This is a genomic window from Nocardioides oceani (assembly GCF_030412965.1).
Taxonomy (GTDB): Bacteria; Actinomycetota; Actinomycetes; order Propionibacteriales; family Nocardioidaceae; genus Nocardioides; species Nocardioides oceani.
The window spans coordinates 515,897-532,088 of record NZ_JAUHJQ010000001.1; the positions used below are offsets into that span (position 1 = coordinate 515,897).

Here is a 16,192-nt window from a genome sequence, read left to right on the forward strand (position 1 = left end):
CTCTGACGGTACAGGTCCGCGGCAACGGGAGCAGGGCCGGTCCGGCCCGCTCAGGCTCCCCTCAGGAACACGTCAGGAGTAGACGTGCGGGGCCAGCGTCCCGATGTCGCGCAGGTTGCGGTAGCGCTCCTTGTAGTCGAGGCCGTAGCCGACCACGAACTCGTTGGGGATGTCCCAGCCGACGTACTTGACGTCGACCGGCATCTGGAGGGCCTCGGGCTTGCGGAGCAGCGTGGCGATCTCGACGCTCGCCGGGTTGCGGCTGCTCAGGTTCGAGGTCAGCCACGACAGCGTCAGGCCGGTGTCGATGATCTCGTCGACGATCACGACGTGGCGGCCGCTGATGTCGGTGTCGAGGTCCTTGAGGATGCGGACCACGCCGCTGGACTTGGTGCCGGAGCCGTACGACGACACCGCCATCCAGTCCATCTCGACGTGGCGGGAGAAGCTGCGCGCCATGTCGGCCATGACCATCACCGCGCCGCGGAGGATGCCGACGATCAGGAGGTCCTTGCCCGCGTAGTCGGCCTCGATGTCGGCGGCCAGCTCCTTGATCCGCGCCTGGATCTCGGCCTCGGTGTAGAGCACGTTGAGCAGGTCGTCCGACACGTCAGCAGCGTCCATGGCAGCAGCGTATTCCGCCGCCGCCGGGAGCCCGGTCCGGGGGCCCCGGGGCTCGGCGGGACGCCCGAGGGGCGGGGGTGCACCGCGCACCCCCGCCCCTCGGTCACGCACCGGCCGTCAGAAGATCGACGGCATCGGCTTGCTGCTCCGCCTCGGCCGCACGACCAGCGTCAGCTTCTCCGAGGAGGACGCCTTCGCCTTCGCGTTGCCGAGGTAGCGGACGCGCACGGTGTGCTCGCCGGCGGTGAGCCCCGGGAGCGTCACGGTCGCGCGCCCGTCGGCCCCCGAGCCGAGGCCCTGCTCGGTGACCTTCCGGCCATCGACCCGGACGACGACCGTGCCGAGCGCCCGCTTCCCGGTGGCGAGGGCGACCTCGACCCGGACCTTGGCACGCTGGCCGGCCCTGACCACGGTGCGCACGAGCGTCGCGGTGGTCGTGGACTCCGCCTTGGTGACCGGCGGCGGGGGCTGCTGGCCCTCGGTCACCGTCACCGGCGCGGAGGTCGCCGACCCGTCGGCGTACCCGGCCTTGGTCGCGGTGACCCGGACCGAGACGGCCTTGCCCACGTCGCCCGGCCGGACGTCGTACGTCGGGCCGGTGGCCCCGTCGATCGGCGAGCCGCCCGCCAGCCACTGGTAGGCGAACGCGACGCCCGGCTCGCTCCACGCGCCGGTCGACGCCGTCAACCGGCCGCCCGGCACCGCCGAGCCGGTGACCGCCGGCGCGGTCGTCGCCGTCGGTGCGTCGCCCTTCGCCGCCGTCACCGGGGCGCTGGTCGCCGTGCCGTCGGTCAGGCCGGTCTTGCTGGCCGTCACCGTCACGGCGATCGCCTTGTCGACGTCGTCCGCGGTGAGGACGTACTCCGCGCCGGTGGCCCCCGCGATCGGCGTGCCGCCCCGCGACCAGACGTAGCCGAACGTCAGGCCCTGGCCGTTCCACTCACCCGGCTGCGCGGTGAGCTTCTGACCGGTCTTGGCCGTGCCCGTGACCGTCGGCGCCTTGGTGGCGACCAGCGCGGTGCTGCCACCGCCGCCGCCGCCGGCACCACCGCCGCCCCCGGCGGGGGCGGCCGTCACGACGGCCGAGACCTTGTCGACGGTGAAGGGCTCGAAGGAGACGAGCGCCCCCGCCCCGTTCTCCTGGACCTTGTCGCGCCGCCGGGCGGAGAAGCGGGCCGTGAGGGCCTTGCCGACGTCGGCCGCCTTGACGACGTACGTCGTGCCGGTGCCGACCACGGTCCCGTCGCGACGCCACTCGATGGCGCCCGGCTCGATCTCGTGCGCCCAGGTTCCCTGGGTGGCGGTGAGCGTCTGTCCGACCTGCGCGGTGCCCGTGAGCGTCGGCTCGACCGTCGGGGTGGGCACCGCCACGCCGGCGCACGGCACCTTGACCAGCAGGTCGACGCGCTCGGGCGGGACGACCATGGCGTTGGTGGTCACGACGTCGCAGGTGACCCCGAGCTGCCGGGCCCGGGTGACCGACACCTTGTAGGAGCCGTCCTGGACGTCCCAGCGGAAGAACCCGGTCTCGCTCGTCACCGACGGGTTCGACCGGTTGGCCGGGCTCATCACGTCGGACCCGTCCGGCACCGGGACGAAGGCCCCGCCGACCTGGTGGAGCAGGGTGACGTCAGCGCCCGCGATGGGACGGCCGTACTGGTCGGTGACGTGACCGCTCGGGTCGATGTAGACGTTGAACACGACCGGCGAGCCCCCGGTGGCGCTGCCGCAGTCGGTGCGCGGCACGTCCGTGGTGATCGTCGCCATCCCGGTGCTGGTGAAGCCGGGGATGGTCCCGGTGTAGACGCCCGGCTCGCCCTCGGTCAGCGAGCCGGTCATCGGGGCCGCCCCGTTCGAGAACGACACCGTCCAGCTGCGGTCGGTCCGACCGGCGCAACCGGTGACCGTCAGCTCCTGCGGGGTCGACACGTACACCGTCGGGAAGCTGCGGCCGCCGCCGACGCTGGTCGACCCGATCGGGTTCGACAGCGCCGTGCCGTCGGGGATCGGTGCGGGTGCGTCGACCTCCACCAGGACCTCGTTGGCCCCGGGACGCACCGAGGTGACCACGCTCCTCGCGATCAACGGGCTCTCCGGGTTGACCTGGACGGTGTAGGACACCCCGCCGTCCCGACCGACCACGGACGCCGAGGCGAAGCCGTCCTCGACCTCCGCCGAGGCACAGCCGTAGGACCAGTCGGTCGTCGGGCAGATCGAGACCCAGCCCGAGGACACGTCGGTGAACGGCGCCGCGGCGCGCTTGACCCGCACCCGGACCGTCGCGTCGGCCTCGTCGGCGTGCTGCACACGGCCGAGGTAGGACCAGGTCCGACCGTCGCGGTGCCCGGCCTTGCTCGCCGTCACCTGGAGCTCCAGGTAGCCGCCACCGTCAGCGGCCGTCGGCTGGTAGCTGGTGCCCGTGCCGACCTCACGGCCGTCGACCCGCCAGGAGTAGGCGAAGCCGAGCCCGTCGGCGACGGCGACGCGCGTCCCCTCGGACGTGTAGGTCACCCAACCGCCCGGGTCGGCGGTGAGGGTCTCCCCCACCTTCGCCCGCGGGGAGACCGTCGGGGTGGCGGCCCAGTCGCCGTAGAGCGTCGGGATGTCCGTCACGGCCGCGGTCGGCGCGCTGCCGGACTCGACCGTCGCCGTCCCGGCGCGGGTGATCTCCTGCACCGCCTTGAGCTTCACGCCGCTCAGCCAGTCCGGGATGGTGAACGTCGGCCCGGTGTGGACCGGATAGCTGTAGCCCCAGTCGTAGACGGCCCACCACGTGGTGGTGCCGACCGCGGCAGCCGCGGGCGTGAAGACGGCGTTCGTCACGGCCAGCGTCTGGCCCACCCGAGCGGTGCCGGTGATGACCGGCGGCTGCTGCACCTCGGCTGCGACGGCACCGACCTCGACCGGGGCGGAGACCGCCTCGCCGCGCTCGTGCCCGGCCTTGACGGTCCGGACGCGCACGGTCACGAGGTCACCGTTGTCCGCGCCGGTCACGGTCCAGTAGCTGGCCGTCGCGCCGGCGACCGGCACCCCGTCCAGCAGCCACTGGAACTCGTGGTCGTCCAGCCCGGTATTCCAGCGGCCGGGATCGGCCGTCAGCACCTGGCCGGCGGCCGGCGTCCCGTGGACGGCCGGGCGGACGGTGCTGACGGGCGCGGGCCCGCCGACGACGGCCAGGTCGTTGGTCGTCGCACTGCCGGACTGGTGACCGGGGATCCGCGCGGTCACCACGACCGAGACGCGGGTGCCGACGTCCTCGGCCGTCGGGACGTACGACGACGCGGTCGCGCCCGGGATCGCCTCGCCGTCGCGTCGCCACTGGTAGGCGAAGCGGGCGGGCGCCGGGGTCCACGTGCCGGGGGACACGGTGAGCCGCTCCCCGAACCGGGCCGGTGCGCTGATCGTCGGGCCGGCGCCCGGGGTCGAGACCGCGGGGTCACCGGCTCCGATCGTCACCGGCTCGGACAGCTCCGTCACGGGGACGGTGTCGGGCGCCCCGGGCCGGGTCGCGGTGACCTCGACCTCGAGGTCGGCACCGAGCATCGGGGCGGTCGGCGTGAACGTCCGGCCGGTCGCCGTCGGCTCGCCGTCGACGAGCCAGCGGTAGGCGAACTCCAGCCCGGACGCGGGCTCCCAGCTGCCGGGCTCGGCCGTCAGGGTCGAGCCGACCTTCGGCGCACCGGAGATGGCCGGCGGGGCCGTGTTGGACCCGGCCCGGTCGTCGGTGACGACGACCGCGACGCGACCGGTGTCGAACCCGAGGTGACCGTCGGTGACCGTGTAGTCGAAGAAGTCCTCGCCGACGTACCCCTCGTCGGGGGTGTAGACGCAGCTCGTCCGCGCGGAGCAGTCGACCGTGCCGTGCGCGGGGTCGCCTGCCCTGGTGATGCGCAGGCGGTCGACCTCCGGGTCGGTGTCGTTGTCCAGCGGGTAGAGCGTCGTCGGCGTGTCGACCAGGACCTTGACGGTGTCGTCGACGGCCACCGGCGGGCTGACGACGGTGCTGCCGCCGACGCCACCGAAGCCGAAGAGGAACGTGTTGGGCGTGCCCAGGGTGGAGCCGTCCTCCGTGCTCGGTTGTCCGAGCGAGAAGGCCTCGGCACCGACGGTGGCCAGCGCGTCCAGCGCGCCCTGCTCGTCGCCCGCCGCGCCGTAGAAGGTGCGGAAGGACTTCTCCTCACCGGGCGCCAGGCTGCCGAAGGCGAAGTCGAAGAGCGCCCCGTGGTCGTCGGGCCCCTCGTCCTCCCACTCACCGGTGAGGCCGATGTCCGACGGGCCGGCGAGGGGGTCGGCGCTGGCGAAGCCGTCGTTGGAGGTGAACACCAGCTCCTCGGCGTCGCCCGTCACCATCGTGACGTACTCGGCGAACGCGGTCGGCTCGACGTCCCAGTCCATGACGCGGCGGTAGCGCAGGTCGGTCGTGGTGGCGCCGATGTTCTCGACGGTGACGTTGACCTGGTAGGCGTTGTCGGTCTCCGGGTGCGGCGCGTACTCGTGGGTGACCCGGAACGTGTCACCGACCGTCACCACCGAGGTCGCCGTGGTGCGGTCCTCGCTGACGGTGAAGTCCTCGAGCTCGAGACCGGCGACGCCGTGGTCGTTGTTGGCGTAGCCGGACACCTCGGACTCGGCGTCGGCGACGCCCCAGCCCTCGCACTCGCAACCGGGGAACGTGGCGTCGTTCCCGGTCGGGTCGTACTGGATGCCGACTCCGCGGCTGGACAGGTTGAGCTGGCCGAGGCAGTTGACGCCCAGGGAGACCGTGCCGTTGCCGATGACGCGGCCGCAGGTCGAGTCCGGGACGACGATCGGGTCGTCGAGCGTGACGGCCGACTCGTCGGCGCCGATGGTGAACGTCGCCGCGTCGTCGCCCGACTCGACGTCACCGAGCCAGCGCGTGCTGCCGCCGTAGCTGGCGCTCAGCGTGTAGGTGCGGTCCCGCTCGACCCCGGTGAAGAGGTAGGAGCCCTCGGACCCTGCGGCGGCCAGCGACCGCGCCGGCGCCGAGTCGACCTCACCGCCGGAGGAGCTGGTGTAGGTGCTGTCGACGTAGACGCGCTCGCCCTCCTCGTCGACACGGTAGAGCTCGACGTACGCCCCGCCCAGCGGGACGTCGTCCTGGTCGACGACCTCGCCGGTCACCGAGGCCACCCGGAGCGTCGGCAGCGTCACCGGGTCGAGCTCGAGGTCCTGGCGCTCGACCACCTCGATCGGCTCACCGTCGCCGTAGGTCACGTCGCCGTACGACGTTCCCTCCGCCGAACGCGGCCCGAAGAAGTCGACGACGTAGCTGCCCGGGGCGAGGCGACGGGCGTACCGGCCGCCGTCCCACGTCGTCGTCCAGCTCGTGTCACCGGTCCTCGCGTCCTCGAACCGCACCTGCACCTCGTCGAGGGGCGAACCCGCCTCGTCGGTCACGAGACCCGAGACGATCGGGTCGAGACCCGTCTCCGGTGCCAGCGCCACAGGATCGAGCGCCGTCGTCTCCCCCGCGACGACCTCGATGGTCTCGCCGTCGCGGTACGTCGTGCTCTGGTGCGTTCGCGCGCCCGTCTCGTCCCGAGGGCCCCTGAAGTCGACCCGGTAGGTGCCGGGCTGCACGTCGACCACGAACGCACCGGGCCCCTGGGTGTCCCCGGGGTACCGATTGCCCGTCGTCCCGCGGCCGACGACCTCGCCCGTCTCGGCGTCCCGGATCCGGACCGCCACCCCGTCCAACGAGGACCCGGTGGACTCGTCCGACACCTGCCCGGCGACGCTGCCGTCGGCGCCGAGCATGCTGCGGGTGGCCAGCCGGACCTTTTCGCCCTCACCGATGACGTAGTCGTCGCGACGCGCTGGGAAGTGCAGGTCCTTCAGCGCCCGCTCGTCGTCCGGCATGGTGGAGACGTCGAAGCGGTACTCACCGGCCGGGACGTAGAGGCGGTAGAAGCCGTGCTGCGGGCCGCCCGCACGCACCGACGCGTACGTCAGGTCCTCTGCGACGACCGCGTAGAAGCCGGATGCCATCTTGCGCAGCGCGCGAACGCGGATCCCGTCGAGCGGGGCACCGTCCGCGTCCGTGATGACGCCGCGGAACTGGGACGTGGCGTCGCCCGATCCGGCGCGAGGCACCTCGACCGACGTCACGACCTCAGACTCGTCGAGGCCGTCGAACTGCACCGTGCCGGGCGAGCCCGGCCCGGCGGGCTCCTCCTCCGTCCCGTCGAGGTAGGTGAGCCGGTAGCGGCCCGACGGCGAGACCAGGCGCGCGGTGTACCAACCGGGCTCGGAGAGGACGTAGCGGAACGAACCCTCGCTCCCGACGACGTTCGCGTCATGGACGAAGTCCCACCGATCCGGCCCTTCCGCCCATCGGAAGAGCTGCGGATGGACCTGGTCCATCCAGTTCGGTACCTCGTCAACGCCGATCAAGGTGATCGTGAGAGGCCGGCCGGGTTCATCGACGGGAGCCGCGGCGCCTGCGGTGCCGACGACCGGCGCCAGACCCGAGAGCACCATCGAGACGACGGCGAGAAGGAACAGGACAGGACGACGTACCAAGCCAGACATGCGCACCCCAAGCGGTCCGGAGGACAAACAGTTGGGCGGAACGTAGGTCGGCGAGCGGGCCCCCGGCACCGGTCTCGGGCAGGAATGCCACCGGAATGACCCGTTTGGAAACGGAGACGGGAGCAGCCGGAGCCTGATGTGACTAGGGCCACCCTGGGGTGTGCTCACCCCGGCGGGTGGGACGGGTCAGGCGCGGGTGATGGCGACCCGACCGTCGACGCGGCGGGCGCGGAGGTGGCCCGGGAGGTCGACCCACTTCTGGCCGTGCCAGGAGGTGAGGAGCGCGTCGACGGCGAGGACGTGCTCATGGAACAGCTCGGAGGCGGGGGCGCCGGAGGCGAGGGCGGCCAGGCGGAGGACGCGGTGGCGGACGGCCGGGTGGTCGGCGAGGAGGCTGTCGACGGGGAGGGCGCCGTCGGGTGCGGCCAGCTCCGCGTGACGGGCCTCGGCGAGGTCGTCGAGGTGGTCGACGTCGTGGCGGACCTGGTCGGCGGTGCGGGCGAGGCTGGCGGCGACGCCGGGGCCGAGCTGCTCCTCGAGCACCGGGAGCACGGTGCGCCGGACGCGCACCCGGGCGTAGCCGGGGTCGGCGTTGTGGGGGTCGTCCCAGAAGGGGATGCCCTCGACCTGGCAGGCGGTGACGGTGTCGTCGCGGGTGACGTCGAGGAGCGGCCGGACGAACGGGCCGAACGAGCGCCGCATGCCGGCCAGCGAGCGGCCGCCGGAGCCGCGGGCCAGCCCCAGGAGGACGGTCTCGGCCTGGTCGTCGCGGGTGTGGCCGAGGAGCACGGTGGCGGGACCGTCGGCGGTCGCGAAGTGCGCGGACACCTGCTCGAGGACGGCGTACCGGGCTCTCCGGGCGGCCGCCTCGACGCCGAGCCCGGCCGGGTCGACCTGGACCCGCGCGGAGAGCGTCTCGTCGGCGCCGAGCCCGGCCATCTGCTCGACGACGCGGGCCGTGTGGGCTGCCGAGTCGTCCTGCAGGCCGTGGTCGACCACCGCGCCGACGATGCGGAGCCTGGCCTTGCGGCCCTCGAAGACGGCGGCGGCGAGCAGCGCGAGGGAGTCCGGGCCGCCGGAGCACGCCACGACGACGGGTACGCCGGGCGAGAGCGGCGCGAGGGCGGCGCGCACGCCGCGGCGTACCGCCGCGACGGAGGGGTGCAGGGACATCAGCGCGGCAAGAGCGTCACAGGACCCGCGACACCCACAGGTCGGGGTCGGCGACCTCTGCGCGCGTGGGGAGGTTCTCGGGCCGCTCCCAGACCGCGTTGAACTCCGCCATGCCGACCTTGTCGACGACGCCGCGGACGAAGCGGGCGCCGTCGCGGTACTGCGCCATCTTGGCGTCCAGCCCGAGGAGCCGGCGCAGGATCCGGTCGAGCGTGCCGACGCCCTTGCGACGCTCGTCGAAGCTGGCGCGGATCTTCGCGACGCTCGGGATGACGGTGGGCCCGACGCCGTCCATGACCACGTCGGCGTGCCCCTCGAGCAGCGACATCACGGCGGTGACCCGGTCGAGGATCTCCTTCTGCTCCGGCGAGCCGACGATGTCGAGCAGGCTGCCGGCGCCGGCCCCCTGCTTGAACGCGTCGACGGCCCGCTTCAGCCCGTCGTCGAGCAGGGCCGTGGGCTCCATGGTCGACGCGAGCGCCTCGACCTGCGCGAACAGGTGATCGCGCATCCACGGCACCGCCGTGAACTGCACGCGGTGGGTCTCCTCGTGGAGGCACACCCAGAGCCGGAAGTCCGTGGGGTCGGCGCCGAGCTCGCGCTCGACGTGGACGATGTTGGGCGCGACGAGCAGGAGCCTGCCGTGGGGGTCGTGGAAGGGGTCGAACTGGCCGAGCACCTTGCCGGCCAGGAACCCCAGCAGCCCGCCGACCTCCGCGCCGGTGATCTTCGAGCCGATCGCCTGGGAGAGCGCGCCGGGCGGCTTCTTCTCGGTCAGCTTGTCGACGACCGGGCCGAGCACGGTCTGGAACGCGTCGGCGTTGGCCTGGACCCAGCCGGCGCGGTCGACGACCAGCACGGGGGCGGTGCGCTCCTCGGCCACGAGGCCGGTGAACTCCCGGACCAGGCCGGTCGAGCGGTCGGCGTCCGCGCGCAGCTCGGCGACGGCGGCCGCTGCCTCGTCCCGGCTGACGACCGGTCCCTCGCCCGCGATGCGGGTGCCCAGGGAGACCGCCAGGCCCCAGTCGACCATGGCGTCCACGCGATCGCTCATGGACCGAAACTATCCGCAGCGGCAAGCGCCGAGCGCGGCGGCGGCGGCGTCCATGGCGTCGCGCGCCTCGATCGTGTCCTCGACGCGGACCCGGTCGGCGAACATCGCGAAGACCATCGTCCGGCCCGTGCGGTCCACCGCGAGCCCGGCCAGGGAGGTGACGCCGGTCAGCGTGCCGGTCTTGGCGCGGACCCGCCCGCGGCCTTCGGGAGCGCCGGTGCCGAACCGGTCGGTGAGCGAGCCGGTGAACCCCGCGACCGGCAGGCCGGTGAGGACGGCGCGCAGCTCGGGCCGCTCGTCGGAGGCGGCGAGACGGATGACGTCGAGCAGCGCCGCCGGCTCCATCCGGTTCTGGCGCGACAGCCCACTGCCGTCCCACAGCCGCGTGCGGCCCAGGTCGACGCCGGCCTCGTCGAGCAGGCGTACGACGCCGCGCCGGCCGGCTTCGGAGGACCCCTCGCCCTCGGCGGCCAGGCCCACGTGGCGCAGCAGCACCTCGGCGGCCTCGTTGTCGCTGAGCTGCAGCACGTGCTCGACGACCTGGCCGAGCTGCGCGCCGGCCACCGCGGCCAGCTCGGCGGCGTCCTCGGCGGCGACCCGCTCCCGGGGGATGCCGACGACGCGGATGCCGCGACGGGAGAGCTCGCCGGCGAAGACCGTGGCGGCGGTGAGGGCCGGGTCCTCGACCCGCCCGAACCCCTCCGCCGGCCGGCCCTCGTCGACCCACAGCGCGGTGATCGGCGAGACCACCCCGTCCGGCACGTAGTCCGCCCGCCACCGCGGGTTGGCCGCGGGGCCGGTGAACAGCGAGGTGTCGTAGCCGACCCGCACCCGCGTCCGGCCCTCCGCGGCCAGCGCGTCCGCGGTCTCGCGCGCCAGCGTGGTGACGTCGGCCCGCGCGGGCCATGCCGGCTCCTCGCGCGGGCTGGCCGGCTCGCTCGCCAGGAGCGGGTCGCCGCCGCCGACCAGGACGATCCCCCGCGGCCCGTCGTCGACGACCCGCGTGCGGAAGGTGGTGTCGGGCGCCATCGCCAGCAGCGCGGCCACCGCGGTGACGACCTTGGTGGTGGACGCGGGCACCGCGAGCGGGCTGCCCGTGCCGGTCCGCACGAGCACCCCGGCCCCGTCGAGCGCGCCGACCGCTGCCAGCACGTGGCGCCCGAGGTCCTCGTCGCGCAGCCGCGGGGCGATCGCGCGCCGGACCGTGTCGACCCCCAGCGGTCCCCCGGCCGGCTCGTCGGCGACCGTGGGCGGCTCGACGACGGCGGGCAGGGTGAGCTCGTCCGGGGGCGCGATGGCGGCCGGGTCCGCGGGCCGGCCCGGCGCCAGCCAACGGTCGAGGACGTCGTACCGCCACGCCCCGGCGGCCGCGAGCGCGAGGCAGACCAGGGCCACCAACGGGAGGAGGCGCGCACGCCGACGACCGTGGCGTACGTCACGTCGCGCCACGTTTCCTCCCTCCGGATGAGCGTCCCGGCCCATTCTGCGGGACACTGTGCTCCTGGCCCGTCCCGGGCCGTCCCGAACGCCCCCGGAGCCAGCGGAGGAAACACGTGCTCGAGTTCGACGTCCTGGTCGAGATCCCGAAGGGTCAGCGCAACAAGTACGAGGTCGACCACGAGTCCGGGCGCATCCGCCTGGACCGGACCCTGTTCACCTCGACGCAGTACCCGGCCGACTACGGCTACATCGAGGAGACCCTCGGCATGGACGGCGACCCGCTCGACGCGCTGGTCATCCTCCAGGAGCCGACCTTCCCGGGTTGCCTGATCAAGTGCCGCGCGATCGGCATGTTCCGCATGACCGACGAGGCCGGCGGCGACGACAAGGTCCTCTGCGTCCCGTCGACCGACCCGCGCCTGGAGCACCTGCGCGACATCAGCCACGTCTCGAAGTTCGACCGCCTCGAGATCCAGCACTTCTTCGAGGTCTACAAGGACCTCGAGCCCGGCAAGTCCGTCGAGGGCGCCGAGTGGGTCGGCCGCGCCGAGGCCGAGGCCGAGGTCCACGCCTCGTTCGACCGGTTCAAGGAGAACGGCGGCCACTGAGCCGCCGCACCCCGCGACGTACGACGAGCGCCCGGTCCCCGCGAGGGGACCGGGCGCTCGCGCGTCGGCAGGGCGTACGCCGTCAGGCCGGCGGCCACTCGAGCAGGTCCGGCGAGCGCAGCATCTCCCGCGGGACCGCGAACGCCTCGACCAGCTCGTCGGCGATCGGGCGGATCTTGCGGCACAGGCTGCCGATCTCGCGGCTGATCGCCTTGGAGCGGGCGACCGAGAGCCGGCCGTGCTCCATGAACCAGGCGCGGTCGGCCTCGATCGCGCTGAGCGCGTAGAGGTCGCAGAGCAGGTTGAGGGCGACCTTCTGGTCGCCGTCGGGCAGGGCCGCGGTCTTGGCGGTGAAGGCCTCGAGCACGAGCCGCTCGACGTGGGCGCGGCCGGCGGCGATCACGTGGTCCTGCACGCGGGAGAACACCTCGCCGGGGTTCATCCCGCGGTCGATGCCGCGCTTGAGCCGCCGGGCGACGCCGGAGACGACGTGCTCCTCGCGGAAGCGGAACATCGCCAGCTGGTAGTCCGGGTCGAGCAGGCCGGCCTCCTGGTCCCACTCGTCGCCGCCGGGCAGCACGTCGCGGATCCGCTCGAGCAGCTTGTTGACCGCCGTCCGCTCGATGACCGTCTCGACCGCGAGACCGGTCACGAAGCGGACCATGCCGAGCTGGTCCATGTCGCTGAACTCGCTGGCGTAGTCGGTCAGCAGGCCCTTGGCGACCAGCTGCAGCAGGACGGTGTTGTCGCCCTCGAAGGTGGTGAAGACGTCGGTGTCGGCCTTGAGCGCGGCGAACCGGTTGACCGAGAGGTAGCCGGCGCCGCCGCAGGCCTCGCGGCACTCCTGGATGGTGCGGGTGGCGTGCCAGGTGCCCAGCGCCTTGGTGCCGGCCGCGCGGGCCTCGAGCTCGCGCTGGGTGTGCTCGTCCTCGACGACGCCTGAGAGCACGTCGTGCAGCTGGGAGGCGAGCTCCTCCTGGGCGAAGTGCAGCGCGTAGGTGCGGGCGAGCAGCGGCAGCAGCCGACGCTGGTGCATGCCGTAGTCGAGGAGCAGCTCCTCGGTGTCCTCCTGGGTGGCCTCGAACTGGCGGCGGCGCAGGGCGTACTTCACCGCGAGCGTGAGGGCGACCTTGGAGGCGTTGATGCCGGCGCCGCCGACGCAGACCCGGCCCTGGATGAGGGTGCCGAGCATGGTGAAGAAGCGGCGGTTGGGGTTCTCGATGTCGCTCTCGTAGACCCCGGCGGGGGTGACGTCGGCGAACCGGTTGAGCAGGTTCTCCCGGGGGATGCGCACGCCATCGAACCAGATCCGGCCGTTGTCGACGCCGTTGAGGCCCATCTTGCGGCCGTCGTCCTCGATCCGGACGCCGTCGAGGACGTTGCCGTCCTCGTCGCGCACCGGCACGACGAACGCGTGCACGCCGTGGGACTCCCCCGCGACCTCGAGCTGGGCGAAGACGACCGCGAGACGGGCGTGCTTCGCGGCGTTGCCGATGTAGTCCTTGCGGGCCGCCTCGTGGGTCGTGGTGACCACGAACTCCTGGGAGGCGACGTCGTACGTCGCGACGGTGCCGAGCGCCTGGACGTTCGACCCGTGGCCGGACTCGGTCATCGCGAAGCAGCCCATCAGCTTCCCGGTGACGAGGTCCTCGAGGTAGGCGTCGTGGTGGTGCTTGCTGCCCAGCTGCAGGATGGCGCCGCCGAACAGACCGAACTGGACGCCGACCTTCACCAGCACCGACAGGTCGCCGTACGCCAGCGTCTCGAACGCCGCGATCGAGGCGCCGATGTCGCCGCCGCCGCCGTACTCCTCGGGGAAGCCCATGCCGGTCTGGCCGGTCGAGGCCATCTCGACGACGACGTCCTTGACCCGCTCGCGGAAGTCGTCGGTCGACATCGTCTCGGCGTCCTCGAGGATCGAGGAGTACTCCGCCAGGTTGGTGCGGACCAGGTTGCGGACCTCGGCGTACTTGCCGTCCAGCAGCCGGGTGAGCGCGGGGACGTCGACCTGCGGCTGGCGGTAGCCCGACTTGGACTCGACCTGCGCGTCGGTGTCGGTCTGCGGGGTGCCGCCGGGCTCGGCGGGGACGTCCTCGGCGGAGGACGGGGTCACGGTGTCGGTCGCCATGACCCTCAAGTTACCCGCGGGGAGGATCGGCCAACCCGGGTGCGAGCGGTGTCACGGAGCGGTCTGGATCAGCCCTCAGGGCCGGGCGAACAGGTCGGGCGGCCAGGCCCACATCGACTCCTCGACGACCGGGCGGCCGGTGCGCGGGGCGTGGATGATCCGGCCGGCGCCGGTGTAGAGCGCGACGTGGTAGATCGAGGACGGCCCGCCGTCGCTCCAGAAGACGAGGTCGCCGGGGCGCAGCTGGGCGGCGGTGATCGGCGTCGACTGCTCGTACTGCGCGACCGAGTAGTGCGGCAGCGTCGTGCCGCCCTCCGCCCAGGCGCCGGACGTGAGCCCGGAGCAGTCCCACGCGGACGGCCCCGCGGCGCCCCACCGGTAGGGCTCGCCGAGCTGGGCGCGCGCGAACGTGATCGCCGCCTGGGCGCCGGCCGCCGCGGGGGCGGGCTGGGGTGCGGGTTCGGGGGTCGGGCTGGGGGTGGGCGTCGGGCTGGGGGTCGGGGTGGGGGTGGGCGTCGGGCTGGGGGTCGGGCTCGGCGTGGGGGTCGGGCTCGGCGTGGGGGCCGGGCTCGGGGTGGGGGTCGGGCTCGGGGTGGGGGTCGGGCTCGGCGTGGGAGCCGGCTCCTGGGCCGGCTCCTGGGCCTGCTCGGCCGCGGCCTGGGCGGCCGCCTCCCGGGCACGTCGCTCGAGCGCGGCCTGCCGCTGCGCGGCCAGCTCGGTGCTGATGCCCTGGAGGCGGGCCAGGTCGGCCACGAGCGCGTCCCGCTCCACGGCCACGGCCTGCGCCTCCCCCGCCGCCGACCCCGCCGCGGCCGACGCCGCGTCGCGCGCCGCTCGGGCCTCGGCGGCCGCCACCTGCGCGTCCTCCTGCGCCCGCGCGGCCTGGTCGCCCGCGACCTGCGCCAGCGTGACCGCCGCACGGAACTCGTCGTACCGGCCCTCGAGGGCGTCCGCGGCGTTCCGCACGGTCGCCGACCGCCCCAGGACGCCCTCGATCCCGCCGTCGGACGTGAGCGCCGTGAGCGCGTTGAGGCTGGGCGAGAGCTGGTACGACGCGGTGACGGCGCCGGCGTACGCCTCCCGCTGGCGCGTCAGGTCGGCCTCGGCGGCCGTCGCGCGCCGCTTCGCCCGGAGCACCTCGCGACGCGCCTCGGCAGCGCGCCAGCGGGCACCGTTCCAGGCCTCCGCGGCGCGGGCGGCGTCGATCGCCGCGCGGTCCAGCCGGTGCTGGGCCACGACCAGCCGGGCCCGGACGGTGGCCACGTCGCCCGCGCGGTCGGTGGCGGCGCGCTCGGCACTCCGGACCTCCCGCTGCGACGGAGCCCGGTCGCGGCCGTCGGCGAGCGCGACGCCGGCCGTCGCCGACAGACCGCCGGCGACGATCGAGAGGGCCAGGGCAGCCGTTCCGAGGGAGCGCACGCGCGGCAACTTAGGTCACTTCAGTCACGTCCGCCACATCTGGAGCAGATTTCCGCGATCGACCGGCGTGTCGGCTTGCGGATCACACCGATGTAGTTCCAGGCCAGGTCCTCGGCGCCGTGCCGGCAAGCGAGGATCAGTCGCGGTCGACCGGGACGGCGGCGGTCGTGGTGGTGGGGTGCGAGGCGAGCCCGTGCCGGTCGAACCTCTGGCCGGTGGCGACGCCGGCGACGTAGAAGGAGACGAGCGCGATGAAGACGCCGGCGATGTCGTCGGCGACGTAGTGCCAGCCGAAGTAGAGCGTCGCGACCACGGTCAGCCCGAAGTTGACCCAGAACACGATGCGCAACGCGCGGCTCTGCACCGTGTACTGCACCATCAGCGCCCACAGCAGCGAGATCGCGGTGTGCAGGCTGGCGAAGCCTGCGACGGTCTGCGCCTGGCCGTCGCTCCACAGGACGTTCTGTCGCGCGTTGACCAGGGAGTTCATCAGGTCCGTGGTGCCGGTGTGGGCGAGGTCGTAGAGGTGCGGGTACTCCAGGCCCGGGCCGAGCGTCGGCAGCGCGTAGTAGGAGATGGTCCCGAGCGTCCACGCCAGGCCCTGGGAGGTGACGAACCACCAGCCGAAGGACAGGTTGCGCGACCACACCAACCAGACGGTCACGAGGATCGCGACCATCGGGATGAACAGCAGGTAGAAGGTTGAGAGCACGTGGGCCACGACCGTGCGGCCGAGCAGGTCGTGGATGATCCCGGCCGGCTCGTGGCCGAAGAACAGGATCCGGTCGACCAGGTGCAGCTCGCGGTCGTACATCCGGTCGCTGACCAGCGGGAGGAACGACTTGAGGTTCCGGTAGCAGACGTAGATGACGTAGAAGCTGACGATGCCGAGCATCACGAGCAGCACGCGCTCGCGGTTCCAGTGCGACCGGAGCCGGTCGCGCACGATCTCCGGCATCTCCTTGACCCGCCCGCGCGAGAGCCACAGCGCCCGCGGGACCAGGTCGAGCAGCAGCGCGCCGAGGCACAGCAGCGGGAGCCGCAGCCAGGACGGGCCGAGGAAGCTGCCCTCGGGGTCGATCAGGGGCCGGTCGATGATGACGGCGGTGACCACGGCCCACGCGCCGATCGCCAGCGCCGTCGCGACGAGCAGGGCGTAGGCGCGGCGGTACACGGGGGTCATCCTAGGTAGGT

Annotated in this window: 9 protein-coding genes; 1 reads left to right on the forward strand and 8 read right to left on the reverse strand. The window is 73.4% G+C overall.

Annotated elements, in window-relative coordinates; translation table 11 throughout:
• Positions 1–72 precede the first annotated feature (72 nt).
• The 5 genes from hpt to dacB all read right to left on the reverse strand — a co-directional run bounded on the left by hpt (position 73) and on the right by dacB (position 10,852).
• The gene (gene hpt, locus QWY28_RS02565) at positions 73–624 is read right to left on the reverse strand and encodes a hypoxanthine phosphoribosyltransferase (protein WP_300950731.1); all 552 of its coding nucleotides are present in this window, start codon (positions 622–624) and stop codon (positions 73–75) included.
• Positions 625–741: 117 nt separating this feature from the next.
• A complete protein-coding gene (locus tag QWY28_RS02570) occupies positions 742–7,008 on the reverse strand; it encodes a carboxypeptidase regulatory-like domain-containing protein (protein WP_300950732.1) in 6,267 nt (2,088 codons plus the stop codon).
• A 354-nt stretch (positions 7,009–7,362) separates the two neighbouring features.
• Positions 7,363–8,349: a tRNA lysidine(34) synthetase TilS gene (gene tilS, locus QWY28_RS02575; RefSeq protein ID WP_300950733.1), complete on the reverse strand. Its 987-nt coding sequence runs from the start codon at positions 8,347–8,349 to the stop codon at positions 7,363–7,365.
• Positions 8,350–8,365: 16 nt separating this feature from the next.
• On the reverse strand, positions 8,366–9,403 hold the full coding sequence (locus tag QWY28_RS02580; RefSeq protein WP_300950734.1) for a zinc-dependent metalloprotease: 1,038 nt from the start codon (positions 9,401–9,403) through the stop codon (positions 8,366–8,368).
• 9 nt (positions 9,404–9,412) lie between these two features.
• Positions 9,413–10,852: a D-alanyl-D-alanine carboxypeptidase/D-alanyl-D-alanine endopeptidase gene (dacB, locus tag QWY28_RS02585; RefSeq protein WP_300950735.1), complete on the reverse strand. Its 1,440-nt coding sequence runs from the start codon at positions 10,850–10,852 to the stop codon at positions 9,413–9,415.
• 44 nt (positions 10,853–10,896) lie between these two features.
• Here dacB and QWY28_RS02590 point away from each other — a divergent pair, with 44 nt between their 5' ends.
• Complete coding sequence (locus QWY28_RS02590) at positions 10,897–11,451, forward strand: inorganic diphosphatase (protein WP_439117226.1); 555 nt, start codon at positions 10,897–10,899, stop codon at positions 11,449–11,451.
• Between the two features lie 82 nt (positions 11,452–11,533).
• Here QWY28_RS02590 and QWY28_RS02595 read toward each other — a convergent pair whose 3' ends face one another.
• The 3 genes from QWY28_RS02595 to QWY28_RS02605 form a co-directional block, all read right to left on the reverse strand.
• On the reverse strand, positions 11,534–13,579 hold the full coding sequence (locus tag QWY28_RS02595; protein ID WP_300950737.1) for an acyl-CoA dehydrogenase family protein: 2,046 nt from the start codon (positions 13,577–13,579) through the stop codon (positions 11,534–11,536).
• A 75-nt stretch (positions 13,580–13,654) separates the two neighbouring features.
• Positions 13,655–14,998 carry a C40 family peptidase gene (locus tag QWY28_RS02600; RefSeq protein ID WP_300950738.1) on the reverse strand — a complete coding sequence of 448 codons (1,344 nt, stop codon included), beginning with the start codon at positions 14,996–14,998 and terminating at the stop codon, positions 13,655–13,657.
• Positions 14,999–15,134: 136 nt separating this feature from the next.
• A complete protein-coding gene (locus QWY28_RS02605; protein ID WP_300950739.1) occupies positions 15,135–16,181 on the reverse strand; it encodes a phosphatase PAP2 family protein in 1,047 nt (348 codons plus the stop codon).
• Positions 16,182–16,192: the final 11 nt, after the last annotated feature.